Annotated in this window: 14 protein-coding genes; 5 read left to right on the plus strand and 9 right to left on the minus strand. The window is 39.3% G+C overall.

The features are described from left to right. From ACJMMI_RS05140 to ACJMMI_RS05160, 5 genes are all read right to left on the minus strand, one after another. Positions 1–1,943 (minus strand): bifunctional 4-hydroxy-3-methylbut-2-enyl diphosphate reductase/30S ribosomal protein S1 (locus ACJMMI_RS05140; protein ID WP_405354112.1); only part of this gene is annotated, 1,943 nt, incomplete at its 3' end. Continuing rightward, positions 1,940–2,557, minus strand: coding sequence for a lysophospholipid acyltransferase family protein (locus ACJMMI_RS05145; protein WP_405354114.1), 618 nt, complete (start codon positions 2,555–2,557; stop codon positions 1,940–1,942). The genes ACJMMI_RS05140 and ACJMMI_RS05145, both read right to left, overlap by 4 nt. Then, positions 2,557–3,225, minus strand: a complete 669-nt coding sequence (cmk, locus tag ACJMMI_RS05150; RefSeq protein WP_405354116.1) for a (d)CMP kinase — start codon at positions 3,223–3,225, stop codon at positions 2,557–2,559. The genes ACJMMI_RS05145 and cmk overlap by 1 nt, the downstream gene beginning before the upstream one ends. 15 nt (positions 3,226–3,240) lie before the next feature. Further along, on the minus strand, positions 3,241–4,557 hold the full coding sequence (locus ACJMMI_RS05155) for an NAD(P)/FAD-dependent oxidoreductase (protein WP_405354118.1): 1,317 nt from the start codon (positions 4,555–4,557) through the stop codon (positions 3,241–3,243). Then, complete coding sequence (locus ACJMMI_RS05160; RefSeq protein ID WP_405354120.1) at positions 4,466–5,371, minus strand: MurR/RpiR family transcriptional regulator; 906 nt, start codon at positions 5,369–5,371, stop codon at positions 4,466–4,468. Before ACJMMI_RS05160 ends, ACJMMI_RS05155 begins: the two co-directional genes overlap by 92 nt. 236 nt (positions 5,372–5,607) lie before the next feature. On the opposite strand from ACJMMI_RS05160, the gene hisH reads away from it, so the two are divergent. Continuing rightward, on the plus strand, positions 5,608–6,225 hold the full coding sequence (gene hisH / locus ACJMMI_RS05165; protein ID WP_405354121.1) for an imidazole glycerol phosphate synthase subunit HisH: 618 nt from the start codon (positions 5,608–5,610) through the stop codon (positions 6,223–6,225). A gap of 12 nt (positions 6,226–6,237) precedes the next feature. After that, a complete protein-coding gene (gene hisF, locus ACJMMI_RS05170; RefSeq protein WP_405354123.1) occupies positions 6,238–6,993 on the plus strand; it encodes an imidazole glycerol phosphate synthase subunit HisF in 756 nt (251 codons plus the stop codon). A 48-nt stretch (positions 6,994–7,041) separates the two neighbouring features. Here the strand turns inward: hisF and ACJMMI_RS05175 are convergent, their stop codons facing one another. From ACJMMI_RS05175 to ACJMMI_RS05190, 4 genes are all read right to left on the minus strand, one after another. After that, the gene (locus ACJMMI_RS05175; protein WP_405354125.1) at positions 7,042–7,899 is read right to left on the minus strand and encodes a HipA domain-containing protein; all 858 of its coding nucleotides are present in this window, start codon (positions 7,897–7,899) and stop codon (positions 7,042–7,044) included. Positions 7,900–7,991: 92 nt separating this feature from the next. Continuing rightward, complete coding sequence (locus ACJMMI_RS05180) at positions 7,992–8,321, minus strand: HipA N-terminal domain-containing protein (protein WP_405354127.1); 330 nt, start codon at positions 8,319–8,321, stop codon at positions 7,992–7,994. 3 nt (positions 8,322–8,324) lie between these two features. Further along, positions 8,325–8,522, minus strand: a complete 198-nt coding sequence (locus ACJMMI_RS05185; RefSeq protein ID WP_405354129.1) for a helix-turn-helix domain-containing protein — start codon at positions 8,520–8,522, stop codon at positions 8,325–8,327. A gap of 199 nt (positions 8,523–8,721) precedes the next feature. Further along, complete coding sequence (locus tag ACJMMI_RS05190; RefSeq protein ID WP_405354131.1) at positions 8,722–9,120, minus strand: BlaI/MecI/CopY family transcriptional regulator; 399 nt, start codon at positions 9,118–9,120, stop codon at positions 8,722–8,724. A 305-nt stretch (positions 9,121–9,425) separates the two neighbouring features. On the opposite strand from ACJMMI_RS05190, the gene ybaK reads away from it, so the two are divergent. The 3 genes from ybaK to ACJMMI_RS05205 all read left to right on the plus strand — a co-directional run. Continuing rightward, a complete protein-coding gene (ybaK, locus tag ACJMMI_RS05195) occupies positions 9,426–9,902 on the plus strand; it encodes a Cys-tRNA(Pro) deacylase (protein WP_405354133.1) in 477 nt (158 codons plus the stop codon). 309 nt (positions 9,903–10,211) lie between these two features. Continuing rightward, the gene (locus ACJMMI_RS05200) at positions 10,212–10,823 is read left to right on the plus strand and encodes a TetR/AcrR family transcriptional regulator (RefSeq protein WP_405354134.1); all 612 of its coding nucleotides are present in this window, start codon (positions 10,212–10,214) and stop codon (positions 10,821–10,823) included. A 62-nt stretch (positions 10,824–10,885) separates the two neighbouring features. Then, positions 10,886–13,918, plus strand: a 3,033-nt coding sequence (locus ACJMMI_RS05205) for an efflux RND transporter permease subunit (RefSeq protein ID WP_405354135.1), incomplete at its 3' end; no start/stop codon positions are given.

Here is a 13,918-nt window from a genome sequence, read left to right on the forward strand (position 1 = left end):
GGAGCCTGCTCGTCCTCCGGAAGAAGTGCACGCATTGAAAGGCTTACACGCTTCTTGTCAAAGTCAATAGCAGTAATCTTAGCTTCTACTGTTTCGCCAACAGAAAGTACATCAGCGGGCTTTTCAATTCTCTTGTTTGCAATCTGAGAAATGTGGATAAGACCATCAATACCAGGAATAATATTTGCAAAAGCACCGAATGATGTAAGACCAACGATTGTAGCCTTTACAACTGTACCCTCAGGATAGTTCTTCTTGAGGATTTCCCATGGATTTTCATCAGCATTCTTGAAGCCGAGAGAAATCTTCTTTGTTTCCTCATTGATGTCCTTAACATATACTTCTACAGTATCGCCAACATTTACAACTTCACTTGGGTGCTTAATGTGTGTCCAAGAAAGCTCTGAAATGTGAATCATACCAAATACTCCGCCAAGGTCAACAAAAGCACCGTAGCTTGTAAGTGACTTAACAACGCCTGTGTACTTCTTGCCGATTTCGCAGTTCTTCCAGAACTCCTCACGCTGAGCAGCTCTCTGCTCCTTAAGTACGCTTCTGATAGAGCCGATAGCTCTCTTTCTTCTGCCACGCTGTGAAACCTCGATAAGTCTGAACTCAACTTCCTTACCTACGAGATCCTCAAGGCTCTCGTCACGAGTAGCTGTAGCCTGTGAAGCAGGAATAAATACTCTTACATCGTTGTAGATAACGATTACGCCGCCCTTAACAGCCTCTGTAACCTTACCTGAAAGAACTTCCTGTGACTCAACCTTAGACTCAAGAATTTCCCAGCCCTTAGCAGCGTCAACTCTACGCTTAGAAAGCATGATTGTGCCTTCCTGATCGTTTGTCTTCATAATAAGAAGCTCGATCTGATCGCCAACCTTAACAATATCCTCAGGCTTAGCGTTTGGATCGTTTGAAAGCTCATTAGCAGGAATAAAGCCTGTCTGCTTTCTGCCGACATCAACCTGAACCTCGTTAGGTGCAATGCTGAGCACTGTACCCATTACCCTCTCATTTGTATTTAAGTTTTTGAGGGATTCCTCAAGCAATGCCTCAAAAGATTCTTCACCATTTGTTACACCGGATTTAATTTCACTCATTGTATCCAGTACCTCCTTTATTATCCTTGCCGGAGTAGATGCACCGGCAGTAACGCCAATTTTCTTTGCAACGCTGATTTGCTTTGCGTCAAGCTCGTCCGCTGTTTCAATAAGAACTGTATTTTCGCACTGCCTTTTACAAATGTCAAAAAGCTTGCCCGTATTTGAGCTGTGCCTGTCGCCTATTACTACCATAAAATCGGACTGAGCTGCAAGTAAGTCAGCCTCGGTCTGTCTAACTGACGTTGCATTACATATTGTATCAAATATTTTTGCATTTGTACATAGTTTTTTAATCTTTTTTACACACTTTTTCCATTCTTTTGTGTCAAAAGTGGTTTGTGCGACAACAAAAACAGGTTTATTATTCTTTTTAAGAATATTTTCGTAAATTTCGTCTATCTCATCACTGTTTTTAAAGGTATGACACTCGGTACTGCAATGACCTATAATGCCCTCAACCTCAGGATGTACGCTGTTACCTGCTATTAAAACTATGCCGCCCTTATTGTCGGGATTTGCGACTATATTGTGTATCTTCTTAACAAAAGGACATGTTGCATCTTCATATTTTACACCATTTTCATCGAGTTTGTCAATAACATATTTTGGTACGCCGTGAGAACGAATGACAAGAGTTGAATTTCCCTCCACTTTGTCAATACTGTCAACTGCCTTACAACCACGGTTTTCAAGTTCATTGACAACCTCCATATTATGAATAATCGGGCCTAAGGTAAACACCTTAACATTTTGGTCGAGCAGATTATTTACTATATTAATTGCCCTGTTTACACCAAAGCAAAAGCCTGCTGACTTAGCAACAGTTATACTCATTTTCTGTCCTGCTCCCTCATTTTTTTGATTTCGTCCATAATCATATTTGTGGCATTTTTAAGCTGTCTTCTGTCGCCGTCCGGAGTAAGTCCGAGCATTTCAGGTGTGAGCGGCTCTCCAAAGTGAATTACTCGTTTTGCAAAGCGGTGTTTAGGATTGCCTGTGATTGTAATGCAGGCAGGAATTACCGGCACCTGCATCTGCTGAGCCACCAAAGCACATCCGCTTCTCGGTCGCATAAGCTCGCCCGTTTTTGTTCTGCCACCCTCAATGAAGATAGTCATTACATTGCCCTCTTTAATGAGATCCTCACCTGTTTTGATTGCCTTGCCGTCACCGGCACCACGCTCAACAGGGAATGCACCTAACGCTCTTATCAAACCAGCGAAGAATTTATTTGAGAAAAGTTCCTGCTTTGCCATAAAGAAAAGTCTGCGTCTTTGTCCGAGTCCCAGAAGAACAGGGTCGGAAAAAGACATATGGTTGCTTGCAATTATATATGCACCCTCATGTGGAATTGAGTTGTTATTGATAAATTTATAGCGGTAAAAAAGCTTCATAATCGGTCTGCAAACTGCCTGACCGACTCTGTAAAGTACCTTGGACTGTCCCATTAAATATTCTCCTTTATTACAGAAATAATTTTTTCAACCGACTGCTCAAAGTCAAGCTCTGTGGTATCAACAAATACACAGTCCTCGGCAGGCTTGAGCGGTGCGGTTTTACGGTGAGAATCGTTGTAATCACGCTCGTTCACATCTTTGAGAACATCTTCATAGCTTACAGTCATTCCCTTTTCCAAAAGTTCTTTGTATCTTCTGTTTGCTCTCGCCTCAGGTGAAGCGGTGAGAAAGATTTTTACCTTTGCGTCAGGAAGCACAACTGTACCAATATCTCTGCCGTCCATAATAACATTGTTTTTCTTAGCCATATCCCTCTGCAAATCGAGCAGATAGGCTCTTACCTTGGGAATTGCAGAAATTTTTGAGGCAGTCATTGACACCTCGGGAGTTCTGATAAGTGATGAAACATCTTCGCCGTCAAGCAGAACTATTTGCTCCATTTTGTCATTAAAAGCAAGCTCCACCTTGATTTCAGCAAGCATATTACTTACTTCCTCTGACTCAACAGGTTCAATGCCCCTTCTCATTGCACTAAGACCTATTGTGCGGTAAAGAGCACCTGTGTCAACATATATATAGTCAAGAGCCTTTGCAACTCTTTTTGCTATGGTAGATTTTCCTGCACCGGCAGGGCCGTCAAGTGCTATTGCAACAGACATACTATTCTTCCTTTCTTAATAAGCAGAACTTTCGCCTGCGAGATTTCCTGTACTCCAGGCTATCTGTAAATTGAAACCACCTGTGTAAGCATCGCAATCAATTACCTCACCCGCAAAGAAAAGTCCCTTTACAAGTCGGCTTTCCATAGTTTTTGGATTGATTTCAGAGGTTTTTACACCGCCCGAAGTAATAATTGCCTCTTCAATAGGGCGAAAGCCACTGATTTCAACTGTGAAAGCCTTTAAAAGCTCGCAAAGATTTCTGCGTTCATCCTTTGTAATAGAATTGCATTTCTTGTCAAAAGGAACACCCCAGCGTTTGAGTACAGGCACAACAAGCTTTTTAGGCAACAGCTTTGTAAACGAATTAGAAACATCTTTATTGTGATTTTCGTCAAAATCACGCTGCAGTCGCTTTTCAAGCTGTTCGTGTGTAAGTGCCGGCTTTATGTCAATTACGGCATTATATCTGCCGTCTGAAATATCACGAATATGTGAGCTTGCAGAAAGAATCATCGGACCGCTCATTCCAAAATGGGTAAATAACATTTCGCCGAAGTCATCGTAAACCGCCTTGCCGCTTTGGGTATCAATAATTTTAAGCCCTGCATTTTTAAGTGAAAGTCCCTGCATTGATTTGCAGTCAAGATTTTTGCTTTCAAGCGGTACAAGCGACGGCTTTAACGGCACAATGCTGTGTCCTGCCTGCTTTGCGAGTGTGTAACCGTCACCGGTTGAACCTGTGAGAGGATAGCTTTTACCGCCGCTGCAAATAATTACGCTGTCGGCATAGTAGGTCTTGTGCTGACACTTAACGCCAACTGCCTCACCGTTTTCAAGCAAAAGCTCCTCGGCGGTATCTTCTACTATTTTACAGCCGCAGTTTTTAGCGTAGTTATATAAGGTATCCACCACATCTACCGCTCTGTCGGACTGCGGAAAAACTCGATTGCCACGCTCGGTTTTGAGCGGAAGTCCAAGTCCCTGAAAAAAAGCTATTGTATCCTCAGGTGTAAGTTTATTTATTGCAGAGTAAAGAAATTTTCCGTTGGTAGGTACATTTCTAATAAAGGTTTCAACATCACAGTTGTTGCAGACATTACATCTGCCCTTGCCTGTAATCATAATTTTTCTGCCTACACGCTTGTTTTTTTCAATTAAGGTTACGCTTGCACCATATGTTGCCGCTGCCGATGCCGCCATAAGACCTGCCGCACCTGCTCCGACAACCACTACCTTTTTACTTTCCATTCTTCTTTCCTGCTTCCGTTTTTTCTTCCTCTTTTTTATCTCCGCTTGCGTACACGCCCTCTCTGTTCCACACAGTTTCAAGTCTGCGGAAGTTCTCCGATACCTCGTCCTTCTTTTTAAGCACAGTAGCAACGATAAGAGCATTTATAAGGCTTAAAGGTGCTACGAGCGAATCGACAATAGACGCCATATCACTTCTTGCAATCAGCACAGAGTCGGCTGATTTAACGAGAGGTGACACCATACTGTCTGTAATAGCAATAGCGTGAGCACCCTGAGAACGGGCATAGTTCATAGCGTCAACCGCCATTGTGCTGTAACGAGGAAAAGAAATTCCTATCATAACATCTTTGTCTGTCATTCTGAAAATTCTTTCATAGGTGGTTGTGTGGCTTGTGGAGTCAATAACTCTTACATTATCAAAAATAAGTTCAAAATAATATCCTAAAAAGCTTGCTATTGCGGCAGTTGAACGAACACCGAAAATGTAAATTCTGTCGGCATTGCAGATTTTATCAACCGCTCTTTCAAAATCCTCGTGCGAGGTTTCTTCTATAGTTCTGCGAATCTTTTCTATATCTTGATTTAAAACGCTGTTTAAAACATCGTCATTTCCTATTCTGCTTGAGGTTACCTCTATTCTCTGCACTGATGTAAGCTTGTCCCTTATCATCTCCTGCATAGCTTTCTGAAGCTTTGGATAGCCGTCATAACCAAGTTCTGTGGCAAAGCGTACTACCGTACTTTCAGACACACCAACAGTTTCTCCAAGCTTTGAAGCGGTCATAAAAGCCGCCTTATCATAATGTTCCTCTATATAAAGTGCAATTCGCTTTTGCCCTTTTGAAAGCGAGTGCATACTCAAATCTATCCTTGTAAGTAAATGAGTAACCATTTTTCAATAACCTTCTTCTAAAAATTGTATGATTGTGAACAACCTGCAAATGCAGGATTATTTCTTAATTTTGCATACATATTTAATTTTAACATACTAAATTAATTAATTCAACCACAAAAGCAAGCAATTTGTTTATTTTTCAAAATAATGAATTATCGTCTTGTTTTTCTTGCAAAAAACGAGCAAATATGCTAATATACTACTATGCTAAAATGCGTATGGGAGGACAAATTATGATTGCTATAATTGACTACGGTGCAGGAAATATTCAGAGTGTAAATAAGGCTTTGAAATATATCGGCTGCGACTGTGTTGTTACAAGAGATAAAGATATGATTTTAAAGGCTGACGGTGCGGTTTTGCCTGGGGTAGGCTCATTTGGCGACACTATGGACACAATGGAAAGCTACGGAATAAAGGATACTGTGCTTGATTTTATCAAAACTAAAAAGCACTTTCTTGGTATCTGCCTCGGTTTGCAGCTGCTTTTTCCTGAAAGTGAGGAAAGTCCTAATAAAAAAGGACTGTCTGTGTTTGACGGAAGTATCACAAAAATTCCTGCCGATACAGGTTTAAAGATTCCGCACATCGGCTGGAACAGCCTTGACATTGTTAAAAAAGACGGTATTTTCAAGGGCATTGAAGACAACGCCTATGTATATTTTGTTCACTCATACTTTTTAAAAGCGAAAAATCCCGAGATTGTGGCTGCACGAACAAATTACGGTGTGCAGATTGACGCAGCCATTGAATGGGAAAATGTTTCCGCAACACAGTTCCACCCTGAAAAAAGCGGTGAGGTCGGACTTAAAATTCTTAAAAACTTTGCCGATATGGTAAACGGAAAGTAAGGAGATGGCAGTATGTACGCAAAAAGAATTATTCCCTGCCTTGATGTAAAAAACGGCAGAGTAGTAAAAGGTATGAGCTTTGTTAATCTTGTAGATGCAGGCGACCCAGTGGAATGTGCAAAGCAGTATGACAAAGAGGGTGCTGACGAGCTTGTATTTCTCGACATTACAGCGTCAAGCGACTCCCGAAACATTACTATTGATATGGTTGAAAAGGTAGCAAATTCTATATTCATTCCGTTTACTGTCGGTGGCGGTATAAGAAGCGTTGACGATTTCAATTTACTTTTAAGAGCCGGTGCAGACAAGGTTTCCGTAAATTCCGCTGCTGTACATCGTCCCGAGCTTATCAGCGAGGCTGCATATAAATTCGGAAGTCAGTGCGTTGTTGCAGCCATTGACGCTAAGCGTAAGGAAAACGGTTGGGAGGTTTATGTAAACGGCGGAAGGACTCCGGTAGGACTTGACGCTGTTGAATGGGCTGTTAAGTGCGAACAGCTTGGTGCAGGTGAAATTCTGCTCACAAGTATGGACGAGGACGGTCAGAAAAAGGGCTACGATATAGCACTCACAAGGGCAATTTCCGAAAAGGTTTCTATTCCGGTAATCGCAAGCGGTGGTGCAGGTGCTCTTGAGCATTTCTATAACGCTTTCACCGAGGGCAAGGCTGACGCAGTTCTCGCCGCTTCCCTATTCCACTTTGGCGAAATCCCAATCCCTACACTTAAAAAATATCTTAACGAAAAGAACATTCCTGTCAGACTTTGATATACAAAAGTTCCAGCCCTCAGACTATATAAAATCTGAGGGCTGTTATTATGTTGATAAGATTTTACAACGATTATTTATTAATTCAATAAATTGCTTTTTTAAATCATCAGGTAACAGCGAATTTTCGCATATAGAAATTAACTGTTCTATCATAGACAAAAGCTTTGCTATCATTTTTTCTGCCGGCTTTTGAGAAATACCACATCTATAAGCAAATACAAAAAAATCTTTCCTCTTTAAGCCTATTTTTTTCTTGTTTATTGACAAAGCAAAATCTTCTCTGTCCTCCGGCAACAATATCTTTACAGGTAATAAATCATATGCCGGAGAAAGAATATATTTTCCACTACCCTCATCAGTTTCAATTAAGGAAAAATTTTTAAGGTGCATATCTGAATTGCCTGTTATAAAAGAGAATATAATTCTCATAAAAAGCTCTGTTTTATCAAAAGACTTGTGATATGAATAGCTATCAATGATTTTTGCACAGCGTTCGTAAGATCCTTTATATTTATCCTGTGTAAGTCTTAAATCAAGCTGACAAAAGTCCTCCATTGCAAGCATTTTAACTTTATCCTTTTCAAACACTCTGTCAATTCGCTTTGTTATATAAGCATAGTTGCCGTTTTGATTTATAAGTGCGTGCGGAACTGTACTAATTCCTACATAATCAGCCATAGTCATTACAAGCTGTTCTGCCTGTGGCAGGGCAGTGAATTGTTCAGTTTGTGGCTTTAAAATATAACCGGTCGGATAATTTATTAAAGTAAGTCTTGGTGTATTATTGTCAGAATGTAAGTGTAAGGACAATTTTTTCTGAACACCCGCCACAGTATAGCCTTTATTTACACTGTCTTCAGCTAATTGCTCAAGACTTTCTTTATCTATTTCAATTTCTGGCATAACAGTTGTTCCAAAAAATTTTTTTATACAAGCCTTGTGCCAACCGTTTTCACTTTCATTTAAAGATAACTTCTTCCCACAGCATAAACAGTTCACAACAAATCACTCCTTACGCTTACATTTCCAATACTATCCTTGCAGGCTATCAAAAGCAAACCAAATCGGTCTTCCGTACTGATTTTCCAGTTTTTACTTACCACTTTAAGTAACCAACCCTCAGGAATAATACCGTCAAAAAAAGAAAAAAGTGTTTTTGAATTATAAGTTTCCTCCGTAATCGGTAAAGTAAGCGATACTGCACTTGCTTCTTCACTTTTTATATAATTTTTATCATAGGTAAAAGAATATCCCTCATCTGTTTCACATATTATTCCGGCAAAAATATTTCTTACATATACATAACCTTTTCTGAATGTATCCATAATTTAATCCTTTCTACCCGGAACTGCTTCCATATCAAACATCGACAAGGCAACATTCACCTTATCCATTCTTACGGTTTCTTTTCCCTGTTCAAGCTCTCTTACAAACCTGAGCCCTAAACCTGAGCGAATGGCAAATTCTTCTTGCGTAAGACCTAAAGCTTTTCTGTTTTTCTTAACAAATTCAGCAATCTTATTCATAATTATTGCCACCTTTCAACATATTATTTGTGTTAATTATATACCCTTTCGGGTATAATGTCAATATTTAAATATATCATTATACCTTAAAGGGTATAATATTTGTGTAAGTATAATTTATTATACCCGAAGTGGTATAAAATAAAGCCACCTTTGCGGTGGCTATTTCTTTTAAATATGTTAAGTTTTTTATAAACGATTATGCACTTACATCTTGCTCTGACTCAAATTCCTGCTTCTTTTTTTCAAGCTGTGCCTGCATTTTATCAATGACGGCAGGGCTTTCTGTGTTTAAAAGCAATTCGGCGAAAATATCGGGTATATTTTCCTCAGAAAAACCTTTTTGTGAAAAAAGATTCTTTACCAAGTAGGCATACCTTGACATTGTAGGCTTAAAGGTTCGTGCATAGTTCTTTGTCATCTGCTTTACACCTACCACCTCAATCATCTGCTTACTTAAAAGTGAATTAATCAGAAGATTGATATAGCTTTTCTTCCATGTTCTGTTTTCTGATTTGTTTACAATTTCAGAGCTTGCGAGTGGTTCGCCGACCTCCCACAGCAGATTCATAATTTCTTCTTCGCTTTTTGTCAGCACTTGAATCATCCTTTCGTAATTTCTTTAAAAATACCCAAAACTATACCACAACCGTTTGCTATGGCGATTATTTATTATATATACCAAAACAATGCGATAAAAACGAAAAATTTACTATTAATTTATATTCTATTGTACTTTATTGCATTAATTAAGTCAATATATATCTTTAAATTTTTTAAAAATTGAGCAAAAACACAGTTTTATAACTTATTGTCTGTAATGCTTGACATACTTAAAATTGCACAATAAAATTATATATGTATGTTATTAAACATTATATTGATAATTTTCAGGAGGTTACTATGGCAGAATTTAAAACAAATGTAATGCGTATTCTTGAAAAGGCTAAGATAAATTATATCGCACACGAATACCCACATGGCAAAGAGGCTGTTGACGGTGTGAGCGTAGCAAAGCTTTTGGGACAAAATCCGGACTGCGTTTTTAAAACTCTTGTTACAAAAGGCACAAATGGCGGATATTTTGTATTCGTTGTGCCGGTTGCAGAAGAACTTGACCTTAAAAAAGCGGCGAAATCTGTTGGTGAAAAGTCTGTTGAAATGATTCATGTAAAGGACATTTTAAAGGTTACGGGATATATCCGAGGCGGCTGTTCACCTGTCGGTATGAAAAAGCAGTATCCTACTGTTTTCCATGAAAGCTGTCTTAACAATCCCAACATTGTTGTAAGTGCGGGCAAAATCGGCTATCAGATTGACCTTGAGCCAAAGGTTTTGATTGAATTTGTAAACGGCAAATGTGCTGACATTATCAAGTAGTTTGTACACAAAACCTTCACATAACATTTGTGTTACCATTATTGACTATGGCTTCTTATGATGTTAGAATGATAGCAATATGATAACCTGTCATATGTACAATATATTTAATTTATAAACTCACAGAAAATATATAAATGTAAAGGAATTTCGAGTCCCTTTTCCCTTAAGAATTCTTTTTCCTTAGACGACCAAGGTCAGTGACCTTGGAACCTCTGACTTATGTTTATTATTAAAAAATTTCACAAAAGTCAGATTAAAACAAAAGTTTTCAATTAAATGTATTGGCAATACACGGAGGTAATAGGTATGATTAAAAAAACATTTTACAATCTTCCATACGAAAAAAGAAAGCGTATTACTGACGCAATTATCAAGGAATTTATGGAGCGACCTAATGAAAAGGTGTCTATAAACAGAATTATTAAAACTGCCGAAATTTCAAGAGGCAGTTTTTATCAGTATTTTGATGACAAGGTGGATTTGATTGAGATAATCACCAAAACTATGTTTGACGAATCAAGCAACAAGGCAAAAGAAATTTTAAAGCTTTCCTGCGGTGACCTTTTTGTTATGTACATAAAAATGTTTGACTATTTTGGCGACTACAGCAATCAGAAGCAGACAATGAAAATTATGCGTAACATTGTTGACAGCTTTAAGGCTAACGATGACCTTGTGAGCGAATACCTTAAAAACCGCTTTAACATTGCATTGTCAAACAATGAAATTTACCTTATGGTTGACAGACAAAATCTGAAATTTCAGGACAACGAGAGTGTTAAGTGCCTTATAGAAATTCTCACACAGGTGCTAAAAAACGCTATTTTTGATGTTTTTGTTGCAGGAAGCGACCGTGAAGAAGTTCGCTCTCGTTTAGTTAAAAAAATTGAAATAATCAAGCAAGGTGCAGTTAAATAAACTACCTTTAAAAGGTAATTTTTATATAATTTTATGGAACTAATCAAGAAAAGAGGAATGATATGCTACCAAAGCTAAGTGTAAAAAAACCGATGACAATTTTTGTGGCGGTTATTGTGGTAATTGTACTTGGCATTGTGTCGGTGTTGAAAATGACTCCTGACCTTTTGCCGAATATGGATTTTCCGTATGCAATCATCATTACAACCTATCCGGGACAAACTCCGGAAACTGTTGAGTCTGTGGTGACAAAACCGCTTGAACAGTCTCTCTCAACCATTGACGGTGTAAAAACTGTGACCTCTACCTCATCTGACAACTACTCAATGCTTACCCTTGAGTTTGAGGACGGTACAAATATGGACACTGCTACAGTTGATATGCGAGGCAGTCTTGACACAATCAAGGATATGTGGCCGGACGGTGTGGGAAGTCCGTACCTTATGAAAATCAACCCTAATATGATGCCTGTATCTATGGTTGCAGTTGATTATGACGGTTACGATACCATACAGATTTCCGACTATGTAAACGATGAGCTGAAAAATCAGCTTGAGGGAATTGACGGCGTTGCCTCGGTTTCAACAAAGGGTATTGTTACTCAGAAAGAAAATGTTATTATTTCGCAGACCAAGATTGACGCACTCAACAAAAAAATTAATGATGCGTTGAATGACAAATTTGGCGATGCCGAAAAGAAAATTTCTGACGCAAAAAAAGAATTGCAGGATAATATTTCTAAGGCTGAACAAGGCAGTGATACGATTGAAAAATCAATAAATGACCTCAACTCTCAGCAGGCAGAGGTTGCACAACAGCTTGCAAATGCTCAAAATCAGGCTCAGAGTGGCTATACTGAAATTCTCAACGCAAAAATGCAGTTACTTGACCAGCAACAGTCACTCACCACTACAAAGCAGACCTTGACTATTGCCTATCAGACCTTAACTCAGATTAAGGATAAGCTTAGTAGCCTTGAGGATGAAAAGGCAGACCTTGAACAGCAGATTGCTTCATTTGAGAAAATTTACAATGACTACAAGGATGCTTTGCAAAAACTTACAAATCCTGACCTTACAGACGAACAGCTTGCACAGGTTAGAGCAATTCTTGCAAAGATTGACGAAGAACTTGAAAAATACGGTTTTCCAAAGGAAGAACTTGAGGAAAGGCTCAACAATGCCAAAAATGCTCTTGCAAATGTTGATCAGGCTATCACACAGACAATAGCCGCATTAAAGGAGCTCGGAACAACCGAGGATAAGCTTGACGATACAATAGCTGAAATTGCCGATAAAATCACTCAGATAGACGGCGGAATTGCTCAGATGTCAGCCGCAATAAAGGGACTTGACGATAACACAGTAACAGTAAATCAGGCATTATCCGAAGTTGAAAAACAGCAGTCACTTGCAGCCTATCAACTTTCGGGCGGACTTTCTACTCTTAACACAAAGCAGAGTGAAGTTAACAGTGCATTGACTCAGCTTAATTCTGCTCAGGAAGAATTAAAATCTGCAAGCGATGAGCTTTCTGAGCAAAAAGACAAGGCACAGAAAGCAGCCGATATGACAAACACTGTTACAATCAGCAATATTTCCAACATTCTCACAGCACAGAATTTCTCTATGCCTGCCGGCTATGTAACCGATGACGAAAACACAAAATACCTTGTGCGTGTCGGTGATAAAATTGACGGTGATAAGGAAATGCAGTCACTTGCTTTATTTGACACAGGCATTGACGGTGTTGGTGTTGTAAAGCTGAGTGATGTTGCCGATGTATTCATTGCAGATGATTCAGACGAGGTATTTACAAAAATAAACGGAAATTCAGGTGTTGTACTAAGTTTTTCAAAGCAGAGTGACGCAGCAACCGCTACAGTTTCCGATAACATTGCAAAAAAGCTTGACTCGCTCACTAAAGAAAATAGCGGCTTGCACTTCACCACCCTTATGGATCAGGGCGACTACATAAATATTATTATAAACAGCGTTCTTCAAAACCTTCTTATGGGTGCGGTACTTGCAATTATTATTCTCTACATATTCTTAAGAGATATAAAACCAACAATTATTGTTGCACTCTCCATTCCTATAAGCGTTATTTTTGCACTTGTGCTTATGTATTTCAGCGGAGTTACTCTCAATATGATTTCGCTGTCGGGACTTGCCATAGGTGTTGGTATGCTTGTTGACAACTCGGTTGTTGTTATTGAAAACATTTATCGACTGAGAGGTCTTGGCGTACCGCCGATTAAAGCCGCACTCAACGGTGCAAAACAGGTTGCCGGTGCTATTGCATCTTCAACACTCACAACTATCTGCGTATTCTTCCCTATCGTATTTATTGAGGGTCTTACCCGACAGATATTTATGGATATGGCACTCACAATCACCTATTCCCTACTTGCAAGTCTTATTGTGGCACTTACACTTGTGCCTGCAATGGGACAGAGAATGCTCAGAAAGGTTAAGCCTGTTAAACACAGATTCTTTGACAAAATGCTTGGCGGCTACGAAAAATCAATCCGCTTCGTGTTAAAGCACAGGGCAATAGCACTTATTGTTGCCGTTGTACTTCTCTTTGGCAGTATGTTTGGTGCGATTGCAAGAGGCTTTAGCTTTATGCCGAATATGGCAAGTACAGAGCTTTCTGTATCAATTCAGCTTGATGATTCCGCTACTATGGAGGATACAATTAATTCCGCACAAAATCTTCTTGACACACTTTCAAAATATGACGAATTTGAAACCGTAGGTGTAATGACCGGTTCAAGTACGAGCCTTATGGGACTTACCGGTTCGGTTTCTTCATCAGATGCCGACAAAGGCTCGGTTATGGCTTACGCCGTATTTAAAGATGACAAAGTAAAGAACAGTGAAAAGGTCAGCAAGGAAATTGAAGCTGAGCTTGAAAATATTGACGGTGATGTTATGGTAAGCGGCAGTTCATCATCAAGCTCAATGTCTGCAATGCTCGGTGATGACGGTGTTACTATCAAGCTTTACGGCAATGACCTCAAAACTATGCAGAACACTGCCAAGGATATGGCAGACAAGCTTGCAACCATAGACGGCATTGACGAAACTGAT

It is taken from the genome of Ruminococcus sp., assembly GCF_045129435.1.
In the GTDB taxonomy this organism is placed as follows: domain Bacteria; phylum Bacillota; class Clostridia; order Oscillospirales; family Acutalibacteraceae; genus Ruminococcoides.